The 16,599-nt window shown below is 62.9% G+C and carries 10 protein-coding genes; 4 read left to right on the top strand and 6 right to left on the bottom strand.

The features are described 5' to 3' along the window. Window positions 1-5: 5 nt before the first annotated feature. The 4 genes from K4G53_RS12165 to K4G53_RS12150 form a co-directional block, all read right to left on the bottom strand. A complete protein-coding gene (locus K4G53_RS12165) occupies window positions 6-926 on the bottom strand; it encodes a carbohydrate ABC transporter permease (RefSeq protein ID WP_221385970.1) in 921 nt (306 codons plus the stop codon). After that, window positions 926-1,852: a carbohydrate ABC transporter permease gene (locus tag K4G53_RS12160; protein ID WP_221385969.1), complete on the bottom strand. Its 927-nt coding sequence runs from the start codon at window positions 1,850-1,852 to the stop codon at window positions 926-928. The genes K4G53_RS12165 and K4G53_RS12160 overlap by 1 nt, the downstream gene beginning before the upstream one ends. Window positions 1,853-1,953: 101 nt before the next feature. After that, complete coding sequence (locus K4G53_RS12155) at window positions 1,954-3,237, bottom strand: ABC transporter substrate-binding protein (RefSeq protein WP_221385968.1); 1,284 nt, start codon at window positions 3,235-3,237, stop codon at window positions 1,954-1,956. Between the two features lie 56 nt (window positions 3,238-3,293). Continuing rightward, entirely contained in the window at window positions 3,294-4,355 is a 1,062-nt protein-coding gene (locus K4G53_RS12150; RefSeq protein WP_308287873.1) for a hydroxyacid dehydrogenase, read from the bottom strand. A gap of 343 nt (window positions 4,356-4,698) precedes the next feature. Between K4G53_RS12150 and K4G53_RS12145 the strand changes: the two genes are divergently transcribed. From K4G53_RS12145 to K4G53_RS12130, 4 genes are read left to right on the top strand one after another with little or no spacing between them, the layout of a single operon-like run. Next, window positions 4,699-6,459: a heparinase II/III family protein gene (locus K4G53_RS12145; protein ID WP_308287872.1), complete on the top strand. Its 1,761-nt coding sequence runs from the start codon at window positions 4,699-4,701 to the stop codon at window positions 6,457-6,459. Next, entirely contained in the window at window positions 6,456-7,610 is a 1,155-nt protein-coding gene (locus K4G53_RS12140; RefSeq protein ID WP_221385967.1) for a LacI family DNA-binding transcriptional regulator, read from the top strand. Before K4G53_RS12145 ends, K4G53_RS12140 begins: the two co-directional genes overlap by 4 nt. A gap of 32 nt (window positions 7,611-7,642) precedes the next feature. Next, entirely contained in the window at window positions 7,643-8,320 is a 678-nt protein-coding gene (locus K4G53_RS12135; RefSeq protein WP_260323572.1) for a ThuA domain-containing protein, read from the top strand. Window positions 8,321-8,380: 60 nt separating this feature from the next. After that, window positions 8,381-10,300 carry a DUF2264 domain-containing protein gene (locus K4G53_RS12130; RefSeq protein WP_221385965.1) on the top strand — a complete coding sequence of 640 codons (1,920 nt, stop codon included), beginning with the start codon at window positions 8,381-8,383 and terminating at the stop codon, window positions 10,298-10,300. A 217-nt stretch (window positions 10,301-10,517) separates the two neighbouring features. Here K4G53_RS12130 and K4G53_RS12125 read toward each other — a convergent pair whose 3' ends face one another. Together K4G53_RS12125 and K4G53_RS12120 are read right to left on the bottom strand one after the other, a co-directional pair. Then, window positions 10,518-15,485, bottom strand: a complete 4,968-nt coding sequence (locus K4G53_RS12125) for a family 16 glycoside hydrolase (RefSeq protein ID WP_221385964.1) — start codon at window positions 15,483-15,485, stop codon at window positions 10,518-10,520. Between the two features lie 698 nt (window positions 15,486-16,183). Continuing rightward, window positions 16,184-16,599: MFS transporter (locus K4G53_RS12120; protein ID WP_221385963.1), on the bottom strand; the 416-nt coding region annotated here is incomplete at its 5' end.

Below are 16,599 nucleotides of genomic sequence, written 5' to 3'. Positions count from 1 at the left end.
GAAGGTCATCCTTTCATGCCGCTCGTGGCGATGCCCTGGATGAAGTAGCGCTGGCCGATCAGGAAGATGACCAGGATGGGGAGCACCGAGATAACCGAGCCAGTCATGATCATGGCGTACTCCGCGTCAAACTGGCCGACGAACGAGCGCAGGCCCAGCTGGACGGTCCAGAGGCGGTTGGAAGTGAGGTAGATGAACGGGCCCATGTAGTCGTTCCAGGTGTTCACGAACGTCAGCAGCGCCAGGCTGGCCAGAGCCGGCTTGGACAGCGGCAGGATCACCCTCGCCCAGATGCCATACTCGCTCAGGCCGTCAATCCGGGCCGCCTCGCACAGTTCGTCCGGGATGGTCATGTAGTACTGGCGCATCAGGAAAACACCGAACGCACCGAAGGCCTGCAGCAGGATCAGGGCGTTGAAGCTGTTGGTCAGGCCGAGGTTCTGCATCATGATGTACTGCGGCACCATGTAGGCCTGCCACGGCACGGCGATGGTTCCGATATAGGCCAGGAACAGGACATCGCGGCCCGGGAAACGGACCTTGGAGAACCCGTAGGCCGCCAGTGAACCGGTAAGCACCTGGAGGCAGGTAATGATGACGGCCAGGTACAGCGAGTTCTGCAGGTAGCCCATCATGGGGATGCGTGTCCAGATGTCCGCATAGTTGCTCCACACGAACTCGCTGGGGATCCACTGGATGGGCACGGTCAGGACCTGGTTGTTTTCCTTCAGCGAGGAGGAAAGCATCCAGATGAACGGCACCATGAGCGCCACCACGAGGACTGCGAGTACCCCGTAGATGACGTAGTCGGTGGTGCGGGCCTTCTTTTCGCGGCTGGAACGGTTGGTGCGCCCCGTGGGCGACGGGAGGGCTGTACCGGCCCCGAAAGGTGCCTCGGCTTTGAGGTCTTCGGCCATGTTGGTCATCAGCGTTCCCTCCGCTGTTGGATCTTGAATTGCAGGACGGTGACCGTCAGGACAATGAGGAACAGCACCAGGGAGATGGCCGAGGAGTAGCCGAACTTCCCTTCGCCAATGCCTTCCTGGTAGATGAGCTGGGACAGGACTGTTGTTGAGCGTCCCGGCCCGCCGTTGGTCATGACTACGATGAGGTCGAACACCTTGAAGCTGGAGACGGTCAGCATCACGACCACGAAGAACGTGGTGGGGCGCAGAGAGGGGATGGTGACGTTCCAGAAGCGCTGCCAGGCGCTGGCGCCATCAACCTCCGCTGCTTCATAGAGTTCGGTAGGGATGGCCTGCAGGCCGGCCAGGTAGAGCACCATGTAGTAGCCCATGTCCTTCCACACGCTGGTGATGATGACCGCGGGAAGGGCCCAGTCCGAGCTGGAAGTCCAGCCCGGTGCATCGGCGATGCCGATGGAGTGCAGGAGCTGGTTGATGGGGCCGTTGTCCGGACTGAACAGCATGTTCCAGACGACGGCGACAGCCACCAGCGAGGTGATGTAGGGAAAGAAAATGGCGACGCGGAAGAATCCGATGCCCTTGAGCTTGCGGTTCAGGAGCATCGCGAGCAGAAGGGCCAGTGCCATGGTGAGGGGGACGTGGCCCACGGCGTAGACCACCGTGTTCCGCAGGGCAATCCAAAAGGAGTCACTGGCCAGCATCCGCTGGAAGTTGGCCAAGCCCACCCACTTGGGGGCGCTGAAGGAGGTCCACTCCATGAAGGAGAGCGCGAACGCGGCCAGTACCGGGATGAGGGTGAAGGCGAGGAAGCCGATGAAGTTCGGCAGGATGAAGGTCCAGCCGATCAGCGTGTTGCGCCTGGCCTGCTTCCTGTTGCCGCGGCTCTGCACGGGGGCAGGTGCCTGGGGGATGGTTTCTGTAGTCATGATGACCGCTCCCGTGGCTGGAAGCGTTCCTCCTTTTCAGGATCAGGAGAGTTCAATTCCGGTTCCGGTGCCGCATGTGGCGGCACCGGAACCAGGGTTCATTATTGGCCGAGGACTTCGCTCTTGACGCGCTTGCCCATCTCGGCGATGCCATCGGTTACTGACTTTTCGCCGACCATGATCAGATCATGCTCCTGGTTGAGCACCTTGTCGGTAGCGGCAGACTTGTCGCTAACCGGCATTTCCAGCGCGGTCTGGTCCGGAGTGAAGGCCTTCTTGGACAGGTCGTCGGTAGGCATGCCATCGAGCTTGAAATAAGCATCCTTCACAGCATCGCTCTGGAAGGCAGGGACGACACCAATCTTGGAAATGGCCTTTGCGCCTTCCTCCCCGGCGGCCCAGGTGATGAACTTCTTGGCCTCGTCCGAGTGGGAGGCGTTCTTGTTCACGGCGAAGGCCGTGGGAGAACCGAACGTGTTGACCTTGCCGTCGTCATTTTTCTGCGGCATCGGAGCCAGGCCCCAGTTGACGTTGGTCTTGCCGTCCTTCTTGGCCTGCAGAACACCGGCGATGTACCAAGTGCCCATGGGCATCATTGCAGCCTGGCCGGTTTCAAACATGGTTCGGTAGCTGGTCTTCTGGCTTTTGGCGGTGCCGTAGTCCAGCGTGGCCCCGCTCTTCTGAAGGTCCAGCGCAGTGTTGTACTGGTCCTGGAAGTAGCTGTAGTCACCGCTGTTCTGGTCCTTGCCGTTTTGGGCCGCGGAAATGGCCTGCACGACCGAGCGCCAGATGTGCTGGTAGGTGCCGTATACCTTCTTGCCATTGGCCTCGGTCGTGAGTTTCTTGGCCAGCGCCGCGTACTCTTCCCAGGTCAGGTTTTTGGGGTCATCGACACCGGCGGCCTTGAAGAGGTCCTTGTTGTAGTAGAGGAGCCAGAAGTCCTGGCGGTACGGAGCAGCGAAGTACTTGCCGTTGATGTCGAACGCGTCGAGGGTGGCCAGTTTATCCTTGCCGACTGAGTTGACCACGTCGCCGATCTCCTGCAGCTGTCCGTTGTTGGCATAGCGGGAGTAGTCGATCACGTTCTTCATGGTCAAGACATCCGTCTTGTCCCCGCCAGCCAGCATGGTGGTGACCTTTTGCGGGTAGTCGTCGGCGAGGATGTCGACCGGCTGGATGTCCACGTTGGGATTGGCCGCCTCATATGCGTCGAACAGAGCCTTGAACTCCGGGGTTCCCTCGTAGTTCCAGACAGAAACGGTCAGAACGGTCTTGCCGTTCTGTCCTTGCGGTTCTGCGGGGCCGCCGGCGGCACCTGAACAGGCCGACAGGCCCAGTGAGGTGGTCACCGCCAGTGCGAGGGCGGCGAAAGTTCTGCGCTTCATTGCGTTCTCCTTTTGTGGGATTCGGTAGGGGCCGTTTCTACGGCCTGTGGGTTTGGTCAGGCGCTGAGGGACAGGTCTTCGGAGACCACTTGGGCCAGTAGCTGTTGGCCAGTCAGGTACCGCTCCAGGTCGTCCAGTGCGGCATCGGACATCCTGCGGGTTTCCGTGCCAAGCGACCCGGCGATATGTGGGGTGATCTCGACATTGGGCAGGTCGTACAGAACTGAATTTGCGGGCAAAGGCTCGGGCTCTGTGACATCAAGGATGGCGTGGATGCGGCCGGTGGAGCATTCGGCCTCGAGCGCCTTGGTATCCACCAGCGAGCCGCGCGCTGTATTGATCAGGGTTGCGTGGTCCTTGAGGGCACGCAATTCCGGGCCGCCGATCATGTGCCGGGTCTCCGGAAGGGCCGGGGCGTGCACGGAGACAATGTCTGAGGTGGCCAGCAGCTCCGGCAACTGGACCAGCCTGCCGCCGACGGCAGCAACCGCAGTGGCGTCTGCGTACGGGTCTGCGACCAGGCACGTGACATCCTGAAGCTGCTGGACGAGCTGGACCACTCTACGGCCGATGCGCGAAAAGCCGATGATTCCGATCGTCCTGCCGCTATTGCCCAAGTCACCGCGACGGGTGCTGTAGCTCCAGTCCTCACGGAAAATGCGGGCGTCATTAGCCAGCACCTGCGCCTTCTTGCCAGCGAGCACGATGGTCGCGAACGTGAACTCGGCGACCGGGATGGCATTGGCATCGGCGCCATTGGTCACAAGGATGCCTCGGTCCCACAGTTCCTGGCTGACGAAGCTCCGCACCGTACCGGCACAGTGAAATACTGCGCGCAGTTTCGGCATACGCTCCAGCGCCACAGCGTCTAGCTGCGGCACGCCCCAGCTGGTCAGCAGGATTTCAACTTCCGAAAGATGAGGTGCCAGCTTCGGGTATTCAAGGGAATCGGTCCATGGCTGTCCGCCGAGGTCGACCAGGCCCGACAGGCGGGCGAGGCGTGTGGCGTCAAACTGTTCTGCAAAGGTTCCGCGGTTCATGACCAGCAGGGCCTTTGGCTTGTGAGACATCCGGGCCTCCTCTCTTCTTTGGGTGGTGTCGCCGGTTTGTTCGAGCATGTCTTGCATCACATCTAACAATCATTAGATACTCAGGAACAAGACAGAACAATCGACTCGTTCATAGTCAATACAAAACAATCTAACTCGAACATTAGGTACCGTAATGACATCCTCCAGCGCCTTTACAGTTCCGCACGAGGCGGGGTCCATGCCCTTGGCGTCCTCATGGGGCCCCGCTGCTTCTGTGGCACAACTTCAGGTTCTGCTGGAAGGAGCCGCCGCCCGGATCAGCGTCCCTCCTGCCGCCGATGCAGTGTGGAACTCACTGTGCGCCGATAGCTTGGGCGAGCTATGGCAACAGGCCGCCGCGGAGAGGGGCACACCATGGCCGCAACCGCTGGTGTCGCACTACGCAAGGTACTTCCGTGACGGCAACCGGACGGCCTACGAAACCTTGGTGGCCGGACGGCAGATGCGACTCACACGCGCAGTCGTCATGGCCCTCGTTCCCGAACATGCCCAGGTGGGAGATTCGGACCCCAGTGGTTCGAGTCTGAACGAATGGCTTGACGAAGTCATCGATGGCGTCTTCCTGCTCTGCGAGCAAAGCTCCTGGAGCTGGGCCGCGCACGACGACGTCTTCGCCCATTCCGGCGGCGTGGTCCCGGATATGACGCGCCCTTTCCTGGACCTCGGCGCAGGCGAGGTTGCTGCACAACTGGCATGGATTGACCACGTCCTGGGGGAGCAGCTTGACTCGAGGGCCCCCGGGCTGCGTAGGCGCATCCGCAAGGAGACGTCCGAACGCGTGGTCCAGCCATTCCTGGAGCGGCTGGACTGGCACTGGCTGGGCCTGAAAGGGGATGTTCACAACTGGAACCCCTGGATTCACACTAACCTGATCGTCGCTGCACTGTTCCTGGTGGATGACGCACACACGCAGGCGCGCGCTCTGGCCAGATGCATCGAAGGGCTTGACCGCTTCCTTGCCTCCATCCCTCCTGATGGTGCCGTCGACGAAGGCTTCGCATATTGGTGGAATGGTGCCGGGCGTGCGCTCGAAGGCCTCGCCCTGCTTGAACAGGCCACCGATGGCGTGCTCGACGGCGGAATGCCGGTGGTCAGCGAGCTTGTGGCCTTTCCGCACAGGATGCACATCGGCGGCACCTGGTTCCTGAACGTGGCCGACGGTCCCGCCCGTGCGGCGAAGAGCCTACCGTGGGAGATGCTGTATCGGTGGGCTCGGCGCCTTGGTGACGAATCAGCGGGCGGGCATGCCGCAGCCATGATGACCGGCGCTGTTGAGGCCGCCGCGGGACTTGGCCGGGTGTTGCACTTCCTGCTCGCCCGGGCAGCCCCACCCGAGAGTGAGGGAACAACGCGGCCGCCACTGGTCGAACTTGCATACCTGCCCTCGGTGCAGATCATGACTGCACGTGAAACCGGCGGCACCGAGAAGGGCCTCTACCTCGCAGCCAAGGGCGGACACAACGGTGAGCACCACAACCACCGGGATGTCGGCTCCGTTGTCATCGCAGTTGACGGAGTTCCCCTGCTGGTCGATGCGGGCCAACCGACCTATACAGCAAAGACCTTCGGCCCCGACCGGTATCAGATCCGCGCCATGCAAAGCGCCTGGCACAGTGTCCCGTCACCCTTCGGGCTGGAACAGGGAACCGGGAAAGCGTTCGCGGCGAAGGTCGTGGAGTCACCTACCGCGGGAAACCCAGGCCTTACGCTGGCCCTCGGTGCGGCCTACGGGCTCAAGCCGGAGAACTGGATCCGCAGTTCCTGCCTTAACCGCGAACCCGGGGCGATCACTATTTCCGACCGGTGGGAACTGCCGGCCCAGCTGCAGGACGCCCAAGGCAAAGACGTACCGTCCGACGTCGACATCACTTACCTCACGGCCGGCACGCTCCAGCTGCAACCGGGGCGCGCCACCATACGGCCAACAGGAATTCCCGGGGCCCGCCAGGACCGGGGAGCCACCCTTCGGTGGGAACCTGGCTCCGCCGACGCCCTCGTGGACGAATGGCACCTCGACGATCCACTGCTCGCAGATGTGTGGGGCGCCAAGCTCACCCGACTGCGATTCCGAATGCCCACCAAAAGCCGCGCCGCCGGCGCATTCATCCTCACCGTGGAGGCAACATCATGAGCCCTGACCGAACAAACCCCGAACCAGCAGGCAAGTCCCTGTTCTCTTTGCAACGGCGGGAGCGGCTCATGGAGGAGCTTCGCGCGCACGGCGCCATCACCGTCCGCGACATAGCCGCCAAGCTGGGCGTCAGCGAACTGACCATCCGCCGTGACGTGAACATCCTCGCCGACGAAGGGTTGGTATCCCGCGTGCACGGCGGCGCGACGCTGCCCAGCGCACTGGACAAGACGACAGCTGCAGCACGGCAGGCAGCACGCAGTTATTCCATCGGCATGGTGGTGCCCTCACTGGACTATTACTGGCCACAGGTGATCAGCGGTGCCCGGGCCGAAGCGGACCAACAGAACCTGCGGATCCTGGTCCGAGGTTCCGCCTACGATGCTACCGACAACCGCCGGCACGTCCAGGCACTGCTGGACACGCAGAACATCGACGGCCTCATCATGGCTCCGGACATGACCGGAGAGCAGGGACAGGAACTGCTGCGCTGGTTGAACGCTCTGCCCATACCTGTAGTGCTCGCCGAGCGCCGCGCACCTGCAGACACCCCCGCGCACCGCCTCGAGTGGGTTGCCACTGACCACGCCTTCGGCGCAGGCATGGCGGTTCGCCACCTGTGGCAGGAAGGACACCGCAGGATCGGCTGCCTGACCGATTCGTCCAGCCCCACGAGCCCGCACGTCGTACGGGGTTGGCGGCAGGCACTGGCCGCGCTGAAGATCCCGCTGGATGGCTCGGTCCACGAGGATTCTGCCAAACAGGAAAACGGTGAGCGCAGTACACACTTCGATCACGTCCTGGACTTGTGCAGCAGGACTGGGACCAGCGCCATGCTGGTCCACTCAGACACCCAAGCGGTGGCCTTTGTCCAGCACTGCGGAGACCGGGGCGTGTCCGTCCCCGGTGAGATGGCGATCGTAGGGTACGACGACGAGGTCGCCTACCTTGCGGAACCTGCCATCTCGGCCGTCCGCCCACCTAAACAGTACGTCGGGAAAGTGGCGGTGCAGCTGATGGCGGCCCGGCTTGCCGAAGGGCGCATGCGTCCCGTGCACCGCATCGACCTGAACCCGGAACTGATCCTGCGCGAATCCTCCGTGGGTGCACCGCGGCTTGCGGCCGCCAGCGTCCTGCAGGAATCCCTTTGACCGCCCCGGGGTGTAACCGACCCACGGCTCTGTTGCTCAGCGGCACCGGACGGTACGCCGACCCCTGGCATCCCTTTACCGACACCTCTGCCGCGTTGGCAGACCTGCTCGGCGCGGCAGGCTTCGAGGTCAGTATCCCTGACGAGGTCGATGCCGCCCTGGCTGACCTTGCAGAAGCGCAGGACGCGGCCCTGCCTTCCCTGCTCGCAATCAATGTAGGACTGCCGCGCGATGGCGCCCCGTCCCCGGGCACACCCGCGGCCGCAGCAGGGCTCACCCGTTGGCTGCACTCGGAGCGGCCGCTGCTGGTCTCCCATTCCAGCTCGACCAGCTTCAAGGACCTGCCTGCCTGGGAGGAAGGACTGGGCGGCCGCTGGATCCGCGGCACATCCATGCACCCGAAATACGGGCCGGCCACCATCGACGTCCTTCCCCACTCCGGCGCAGTAACGGCGGGAATCCCCGACTTCGAACTGCTGGATGAGCGCTACAGCTACCTCCGCACCTCGCCTGACATCACAGTCCACGCCACACACAGCCATGACGGTGCGGACCACCCGTTGCTGTGGTCACTGGAACGCCGCGGCACCGGAACAGGCAGGGGCGGGAGGACCTTCTACGACGCCCTCGGCCACGACGCCGCTTCCTACCAGTCACCCGAACACCGCGAGATCCTGCGCCGGGCCATCGCCTGGATTAGCCGCGATTGAAGCCGCTGCCGCCCTGACGTAACCACTGCCGCATAACCAATAGCTCCTAGTGAGGAACCCATGCCCTCCACGGCCCCACCCCTGGCCTTGTCCCTGCCTCCCCTTGATCGGGACCTGTCGCCCTACACAGGCCTGACCCGTGAGCACTGGTGCGCCTACGCCGACTACATGCTCCGCTCGGCACATCGCCACGCCACCGACGACCACGCCAACCTGCACCTCCCCGGCGCAACCAGCGCTTACGGCCGGCGCAGCGATTCACTCGAAGCGTTCGCCCGGACCTTCCTGCTCGCCTCCTTCCGCATCGCCGGCGACCCTGAACAAACCGGCTGGATCGCCGATTGGTACGCGCAGGGACTCGATGCCGGGACCGACCCGCACAACCCGGACCGCTGGCCCACGCCGGGTGAACTGGACCAGGCCAAGGTCGAAGCCGCCTCGCTGGCCGTGGGCCTGGCCCTGACAAGGGAGGTGCTCTGGGACAAGCTCCCGCAGCGCGTCCAGGAGCAGCTGGTGACCTGGTTCGCGACGGTGATCGGCGAAAAGTATCCACCGATCAACTGGGTGTGGTTCCAGATTGTCGTCGAGATATTCCTCGCCAGCGTCGGCGGAGGGTACTCCGACGAGGACATTGACGCCGGACTCGCGATCCACGATGCCCTCTATCGGGGCCACGGGTGGTTTGCCGACGGCTCAGAACGGGCCTACGACCACTACGTCGGCTGGGCCTTCCAGGTCTATCCGCAACTGCTGCAACTGATGGCGCCGGACGACCCGAGGGTCCGCGCACGCACCAAAGTGGACGGTGATCGCCTGGCAGACTTCCTAGACGACGCCGTACACCTGGTCGGTTCCAACGGAGCCCCCTTGATCCAGGGACGCAGCCTGATATACCGCTTTGCGGCAGCAGCACCGTTCTGGGCTGGCCAGGTACCCGGGCATACCCGGCTCACCCCAGGCGTTTCCCGGCGCGCCGCATCCGGCATCCTGAAGTACTTCATGGACCGAGGTGCCCTTAACGACGACGGCTTGCTCACCATCGGTTTCCACGGCGAGTTCCCAGGCATGAAACAGTCATACTCAGGTGCAGGATCCCCGTACTGGGCGGCGAAGGGCATGATGGGCCTCGCACTGCCCGCCGAGCACCCAGCATGGACGTCCGTCGAGGAACCCCTACCCGTCGAACTCACTGACACCCGGCACTTGATTTCCGCGCCCGGTTGGCAGGTCGATGGAACCGTAGCCGACGGCATCGTACGGGTCCGGAACCATGGAACCGACCACGCCAACCCCGGCGTCCGGGTCGCGGACTCTCCTCTGTACGCACGGTTAGGTTACTCGACCGCGACCTTCCCCGACCTTAAGGCTGAATCTCTGGACAATGCCGTCGTCTTTGTGGACGGGGCCGCCCGGCTGACCCACCGCACCGGTTTCGAGTTTCTCCGCCATTTCGAACGGGACGGTGTGCAGGTGGGAGCTTCGCGCGCCACCACGAACTGGATTGAGGTGGATCCCGACGGCGGCCCTGACCACGGCAGCGGCGCCGCCGGCACAGCCACCCCCGGGCCGGAGGCCACCGTGGTGTCCCTGACCCACGGCGCGGTCGAGTTGCGGCTCGTGCGGGTGCGCGGTGCGTCCGGTTCCGACGTCCGACTGCGCATTGGGGGCTGGCCAGTGGATCCAAGCTCGGAGGTGCTCTCTGACGTCCGCCCGATCGCGTCGGGCGGACAATGTGGCGACGCCGGCACGTGGTGCCAGGACGCACCGCACCCCATGGGCAACCACTTGATCATTCCCTGGATCGGCACCTCCGGCCCGGCAAGAGACGGTGACTATGTGGCCCTGGTCGGGCTTGGCGGCGAGGGCCTGCGGCTGGAAATGGACGGCGCCGGTTTCACGGATGCGGGCACGTTCGAATTCGCTGATGGCACAGCGGTGGATGTTGACTCTGTATGGGCGGCGCTGACGCCGGGAAGTTGACCCTCAGCCACATCGAAGGGCCCTTGGCGGTAGTTACCGCCAAGGGCCCTTCGATGTGCAGGAATGCTGTATGGAGGGGCGTCCAGCATTCCTGGACCAGCAATGTGTTTGCTGGTCCAGGGATGCTTGGACGTTTGTCACTTTGCGGTGCCGGGCTTTAGCTTTTGAGCAGCCCTACGGGAGGAGACCGCGCCCGGGGCGGTCTCCTCCGGTACGGTCAGCAGGTGTAGGCCGGGTAAGCCACGGACCGCTTTTGTGTGGTGGTTTTACCATCAACGGCGCCCGTCAGGACTACCTCCACCGAGCCGGCCGAAACGCTGGAGGCCAGGGTGTTGAACGGATGCGTCCGGCTCTTGCCCGACGGGATGTCGTCGAAGGTTTTTGTTCCGATCGGACTATTCAGTGTCACCGTGACCGGCAGGTCATTCTTGTTCTCTGCGGTGATCATCAGCACTGCCTTGTTAGCGACGCATTTGTACTGGGTCGTCACCGTGACGGGAATCGCCTTCACCAGCGCGGCTCGGGCCTGGGACAGGGCCTGGGTCGCGGCGTCGACCTTGTCCTGCAGGGTGCTTGGCTTCCCGAGAATGGTGCGGGCTCCTTCCAAAGCCGCGGCAAAGGGGCTCCAGGACTCCGGTGTGTAGTCGTCGGCGCGAAGCGTAGAGGCGGAGTCAACGGCCGTCTGCAGCCCTGACATGTCGGTCAACTTGGCCACCGCGAGCCAGGAGATGACGGGCTTTTCGCTGCCCGCTCCCTCGTTGGTGACCCGGTATTCGACTGTTGCCGGCTGGGTGAGGGTGAACTTCAGGTCACCCGAGAGCGGGCTGTTCGTACCGGACAACGGGATGTTTCCCTTTGCCAGCTCTTCTCCTGCCACGGAGACGGTGTGGTTGAGCGTGCGCGCCAGGTTCCACCATTCGGTGAAGCCCGCCGTAAGGGCGTAGGTGCCCGCGGAAAGGGGCAGCCGGTAGATCAACTGCGTGGTGTCCTGGTACAGGCCGGTGGAGTATTTATCGGCCAGATCGGTCCCGGCCTTGACCTTCATCCCGTCGGCGACGTAGCCCCACTGGTCTGCGCCCTGCGATGCCTGGTCGGATTTGTCGTTAAGAAGAGTGGTCCGGGAATTCTTGACCGAGGTGAATTGTGGAGAGTCCGCGCCGTTGGTGCCGGAGTCAATGTAGTAGGACAGCTGTGCGGGGACGACTTCGTAGCGGGCAACGATGGGCTGCCTGGCTTGGCTGTCGCCGATGGTTCCTTTCAACACCAATGGCTTGTAGTCGGTGCGTTGCTGCGCTGCGGAGTCCTTGTCCCAGGTAACAGGTGCGGACTTTCCGTCGACGGTGACCGTCGTTGGCAGATCTGCATCCGTGGTCAGGGTGCCCAGGAAACCAAGGTCTCGGGGGACTGCCTGCACGTAGAGGAGCGCCATCCGGGCGTTGTATCCGCTGGTGCCGTTGGTACCGAAGGAGACATTGACCACCGCAGGATCAGTCAGCGTGATCTTTTGAGTGATCGGTGTCGCCGCCCCGGTCGAGGTGGCCGTGACCTTGTTCTGGTAGCTGCCTGACGTGACCGTTGAATAGATGTTGGTCGTGGTATTTGCCCGGGGCGCCTGGACCGCAACGATGTTATACGTACCGGCGGGCAGGGACAGGTGGTAGTCAATGGGCTGGTTGTAATTGGCCGACAGGTACGACGATCCCCAGTCGGTAGAGCTGCCGGGCACCGGAGCGGCCGTGGACGCGGTGGAGTAACCCCAGGTCGTCCCGGCGTCGGAGCCGTTCCACTTTTGGTCTGCCACAGCATTGGACAGGCCCGGCTGGGCGGCTTTCACCGCGGCGTATGCGGAGCCGGTACCTGCGTCGCCGGAGCCGGAATCGATGAAGTATGCCAGGTCCGCCGGGGTGAGCAGTGCCGCTGCGCTGAACCTTTGGTAGAGGCCCGTTGACGGCAGTTTCTGCTCGGTGCGGCCGGTGACCTGAACGGAGGCGAGTTCTTTGGCGCCTGCCACGGTCGGCGCTGCACTGGTGTCCCATACGACGGCTGTTTCCACCCCGTCGATGGTCACGGTTTTGGGCAGGGCACCGCCTGCTGTCACTGAAAGTACTCCGAGGTCCCGGACGTCAGGGCTGACGTCCTTCGGGACCAGCTGTGTGCCCGCTACAGCGAGGCGCGCGGCCAGCGCAGTGGCTCCTTCTGTGTCGAGGCCGTAGCCTGCCGGGTTGGCCACTGCCTTTTGGGCGTCGGCGAGGATGTCTGCCAGCGGGGCCCAGGTCGCCGTGCTCCAGTCGGCCTCGTTGAGTGCTTTGGCCGTTGCAATCTGGGTCTGGAGGCCGGTGGTGTCGACAGCGGCGGCGTCTGCGTTGGCTTTGATGACCCCGACGGCGTCGACGTTGATGGCGTCGTCGGTTGCTGTTTCCAGGACAACGGTGTGCTCGGTGTTTTCCAGTCCGCGCAGGGTAAAGGTTGTGCGTTCGCTGCCGGCCTGCCAGGTCGGTGCGTTTGAGGCGATGCGTATGCCGTCGACGGTGACATTTAGTTTCGCGGTGCCGGGGTTGTTGCCGATCACGTCAAGCCCGGTTCCGGTGAACGTGCAGGTCAGGGCTGCGCCTTTGCCGGTGCTCTTGGATGCGGTGCGCTGCCATTCGTACATGCCCTGGCCGTTGGCGTGGCTCCACTTGTCGTTGAATTTCAGCACCGGGGTGGAGTTGTTGTCCCAGCTGGTCTGGTGCATGCCGTCGATGACTTGGGTGTAGTAGGCCGTGTAGCCGGGGACCTTTTCGATCTTAAGGTTGTCGAACTGGGTGATGGTGAAGGCTGATCCAAGCTGGATGCGTCCGGTCGCCTGGGGGGCCGTGTCGGTGTAGGAGGTGACCTCCACGCCGTTGATATAGGCGGTGTAGACATTCCCTGCGACCTGGACCGCGATGTTGTTCCAGCTGTTGGGGCCGGCGCGGAAGTTCGTGGCGGGTTTATCCGTGGCGGTGCCGCTGGCGACGACGCTGCCGTAGCGCAGAAGGCTCCATGCCCCGGTTGGTTCGACCTTCAGTTCGGCGGCGGAGACGTTCTGCCCGTTGCCCGAACCGCCCTGCTCGCGGGCGCCGATGGTGGCGTATTGGCCGGTTCCGTCGTCGAAGCGGACGTCAACGGAGGCTTTGTAGTTGGCCCACCGGTAGTCTCCGATGGTTGTCTTCGGGTCGCCGCCGTTCCAGGCTCCACCCGCCATTCCGGGACCTACCTGTTGGCGCAGAACTCTCCCGTGGGCCGGGTCATCCGTTGCAACGGATTCGAAGGCTCCGTTGGTGTCATTGGTGTAGCGCGGGGTAGCCCCGTCGTCCTCGGGCTGGACGTTGGGAGTGCCCGCCGGCTTGGCCTTGCTGCCCCGGCTGTCCAGGTACGTCTGGTCGGACGGGGAGAGCGCCCCGGTCTTCGGATCGTAGGCCAGGATATTGGCTTCTTCTTTATAGTTGAAGTCATCGGCGTAGAGGAACTTATCGTCCACTGCACCGTTGGTGTTGCCGCTTGCGTCGGTGTCGAGCACGTCGCGGCCACCGTTCGGATTGGTGTATTCGGGCGAGGTCGGCAACTTCGGTCCGTAGCCGTCCTTGGCAGTCAGGGTGCCATCGGCGTTCCTGGTCGCGTGATCAAGCGTCGTTGCGGTTAGGGTCGACCACGGCTTGATTGTCACTGTGTAGGTGCCGCTCCCATCGGGAGCTACCTCTTGGACGGGCACCACGTAATTGGCGTCGTACTTCTGGCCGGCGTCGGCGGCGCGGGTTTCCCACAACTCCATCGTGGAATCGGCACCGAGGTTCAGATCAGTAGCTGTGATCTTGTAAGTCTTGGTGAATGCGCTGTCGTTGACGATGACGGTGGAGAAATCGGACTTATCCGGGGAGGCCAGCGTCGTGTAGGACGCGGCGCCAGTCTGCGCCCCACTGGGCGGGTTTCCGCCGCCCAGCGCACTGCCCGAGGCCTGGGGGATGCCCCGCCAGATGCCGGCCGTGTTGTCGGCGTTCTCCCAGCCAAGTTTCGCGAACTGTGTGAACTGTTCGATGGCGGCCAAGCCGCCGTCATAGTAGAGCCACCCGGACCAGGGGTCACGGGCGCTCACCAGTTCCTTCGACGAATACTGGAAACCGTCATAGAACGAGCCGATCGCGGGCTGGAAGATATTGAGGGTCCGCCGGGACTTTGAGAAGCCCGTCGTAACCCAGTTGCTCATCTCGAGCGGTCCGCCCGTGCCGCCGAACTTCGTGCCCGTCCCGCCTTGGCCGTCGGCGCTGGTGTTGTTCGGCCGGTCCGCGGAGTTGGAAAAAGTGGCCTGCCCCTCGGAGTTCCACACTTCCTTGTCGTAAGTCTCGGCAAGCTTCTTCATATTGCCGTTGGCGTCGTCCGCTGTTGCGTAGTGAAAGCCCACCGCATCAACTGCATCGCGAAGGGAGGAATCCGTTGGCGAGGTGAGCTGGTCGCCGAAGGACGTGGGCGGGGTTGAAACGGTGTCGCCGGCAACGGTCTTGATGGCCTGATAGAGGGATTTCTCCTTATCGGATTTGAATCCATTGTTTGGGTCGTCGGCAGTTGCGCCCTCGTACCCCGCGGTGTCCGCACTCACCCAGCCGGAGAACGTTTTGTAAAGCTCCACGTTCGGGCTGCCGGTTTCGTTCGTGTCCGGGTTGATGGAACCGACCATCACCCCGTATTCGCGATAAGCGGCCAAGACAGTGTTCTTGAACCAGATGTACTGCGTTGCATCACTCGTCACCCAAGCTGGACGGCTCCACCGGAGCAGGCTGACCTGAAGGTCCCCGTGGGCCACAGACTGGGCGTCGGCTGCCAATTGGAAACCGGGCTCCCGCTGAACGTTCGGATATTCGTCCCGAGACCGCATCGTGGCGGCATTGGGTCCCGTTGAGGTGTTGCGGTCATTTCCCATCTCAATCTTGATCGTCGACATGATCGGATGGTCACCGCCAAACAGGGTCTCGATGAGCTCCCAGTACTTCTTGGGCTGCTGGGCTTTGTAATCCATCAACAACGAACTCGTTGAGTTGGCTGAGAGAACGCCGAAGCCCTTGAACGTAAGGCCATTGCGGTTCTTCGCGGCCGCGTCGACATCCGCCCCCTTGAGGTTAATCAACTGAGCGACAGGGTCTACGGCTGTAGCTTCAATGGCCCGCGCCATCGATGCCCCTTGAACCAGTCCAGTCAGCAGAAGGGCTCCTGCCGTACTGAACGCGGCAGTCCGAAGCCCTGATCTGACCCCGACGCGGGAGCGGCTGGCTCGTGCTGCGGTCATCCACCATCGTCGGAAGGGACGAGATGATGCCGGAGATTGATTGGAATTAGCAGTCGTCAATTTCATTCCTCATCTTTGAGTTTGACGTTCGCAGGGAACGCTCCGCCTTTCGAACGCAGAACATTGCAGTGGAAAAGGCGGAAAGACAGAGACCTGTGGGCAACTCACATCTAATCGCCAGCGGATTCCCATAACAAGGCATGTGATCGGCCTCAGTCCCAATTGTTCAAGCTCAAACAGGGCTTGACCACGACGAACTCCTTTGCTCTGCTCTTGCCCTTATCGGCGGCGACCAAAGCGATTACGGGTTCAGTGCGAAAACTGACATCTGCAATGAGAACGGACACACTGATGCACAATCTGCCCTAGTGGAGGCTAAGACAAACTGCCGATAATGGAGATTTCGGCAACCAGTTAAGGGGGAGCGGCGTATCCGGCACGGCCCCGAAACTGTCCTTTCTCGAAACTCTGGACAGATCGCGGTCGTCGCGTTCGCGTGGACATGGTTCTCGTTCCGCGCTTAAGGCAGCAAATGGAGGTTCAGGCGTTGCCTGAACCTCCATTTGACTCTGTTGTTGTGGTGGTTACTGGCGTTGTTCGCGGCTTTGAACGGTGAGGGAGGCGGTGTCCTCAGCGGGGCCGGCGGTAGGGTTGGCACCGGTCATGGCGGAGAGGCGTGCCTTCTGGGTGGCTGGGCCGAAGATGGCCAATGCGACTGCGCCGAACAGCCAGGTGCCGGCGATGAAGAGGAAGACGCTCTGGTAGCCGCTGCCGTTGTAAAGAGCCGCGATGATCAGGGGACCGGCTGCGTTGGAGAGGCGTCCCAGGCCGTAGGAGACGCCTGTGCCCATGGAGCGTCCGGTGGTGTCGAACAGTTCGGGCGAGTAGGCGTAGGCCAGTGCGGTGTAGCCGCGTTCGAACAGGTTGACCAGGAAGCCGAACATGACGATGAGGCCGGGGTTGAACGTGAGGCCGTAGAGAAGGCCGCAGACGGCGATGA

Origin of the sequence: Arthrobacter sp. MAHUQ-56 (assembly GCF_019710585.1) — a bacterium.
Taxonomy (GTDB): Bacteria; Actinomycetota; Actinomycetes; order Actinomycetales; family Micrococcaceae; genus Arthrobacter.
Note: the sequence above shows the minus strand (reverse complement) of the source record. Positions and strands in the feature narration are given on the sequence as shown.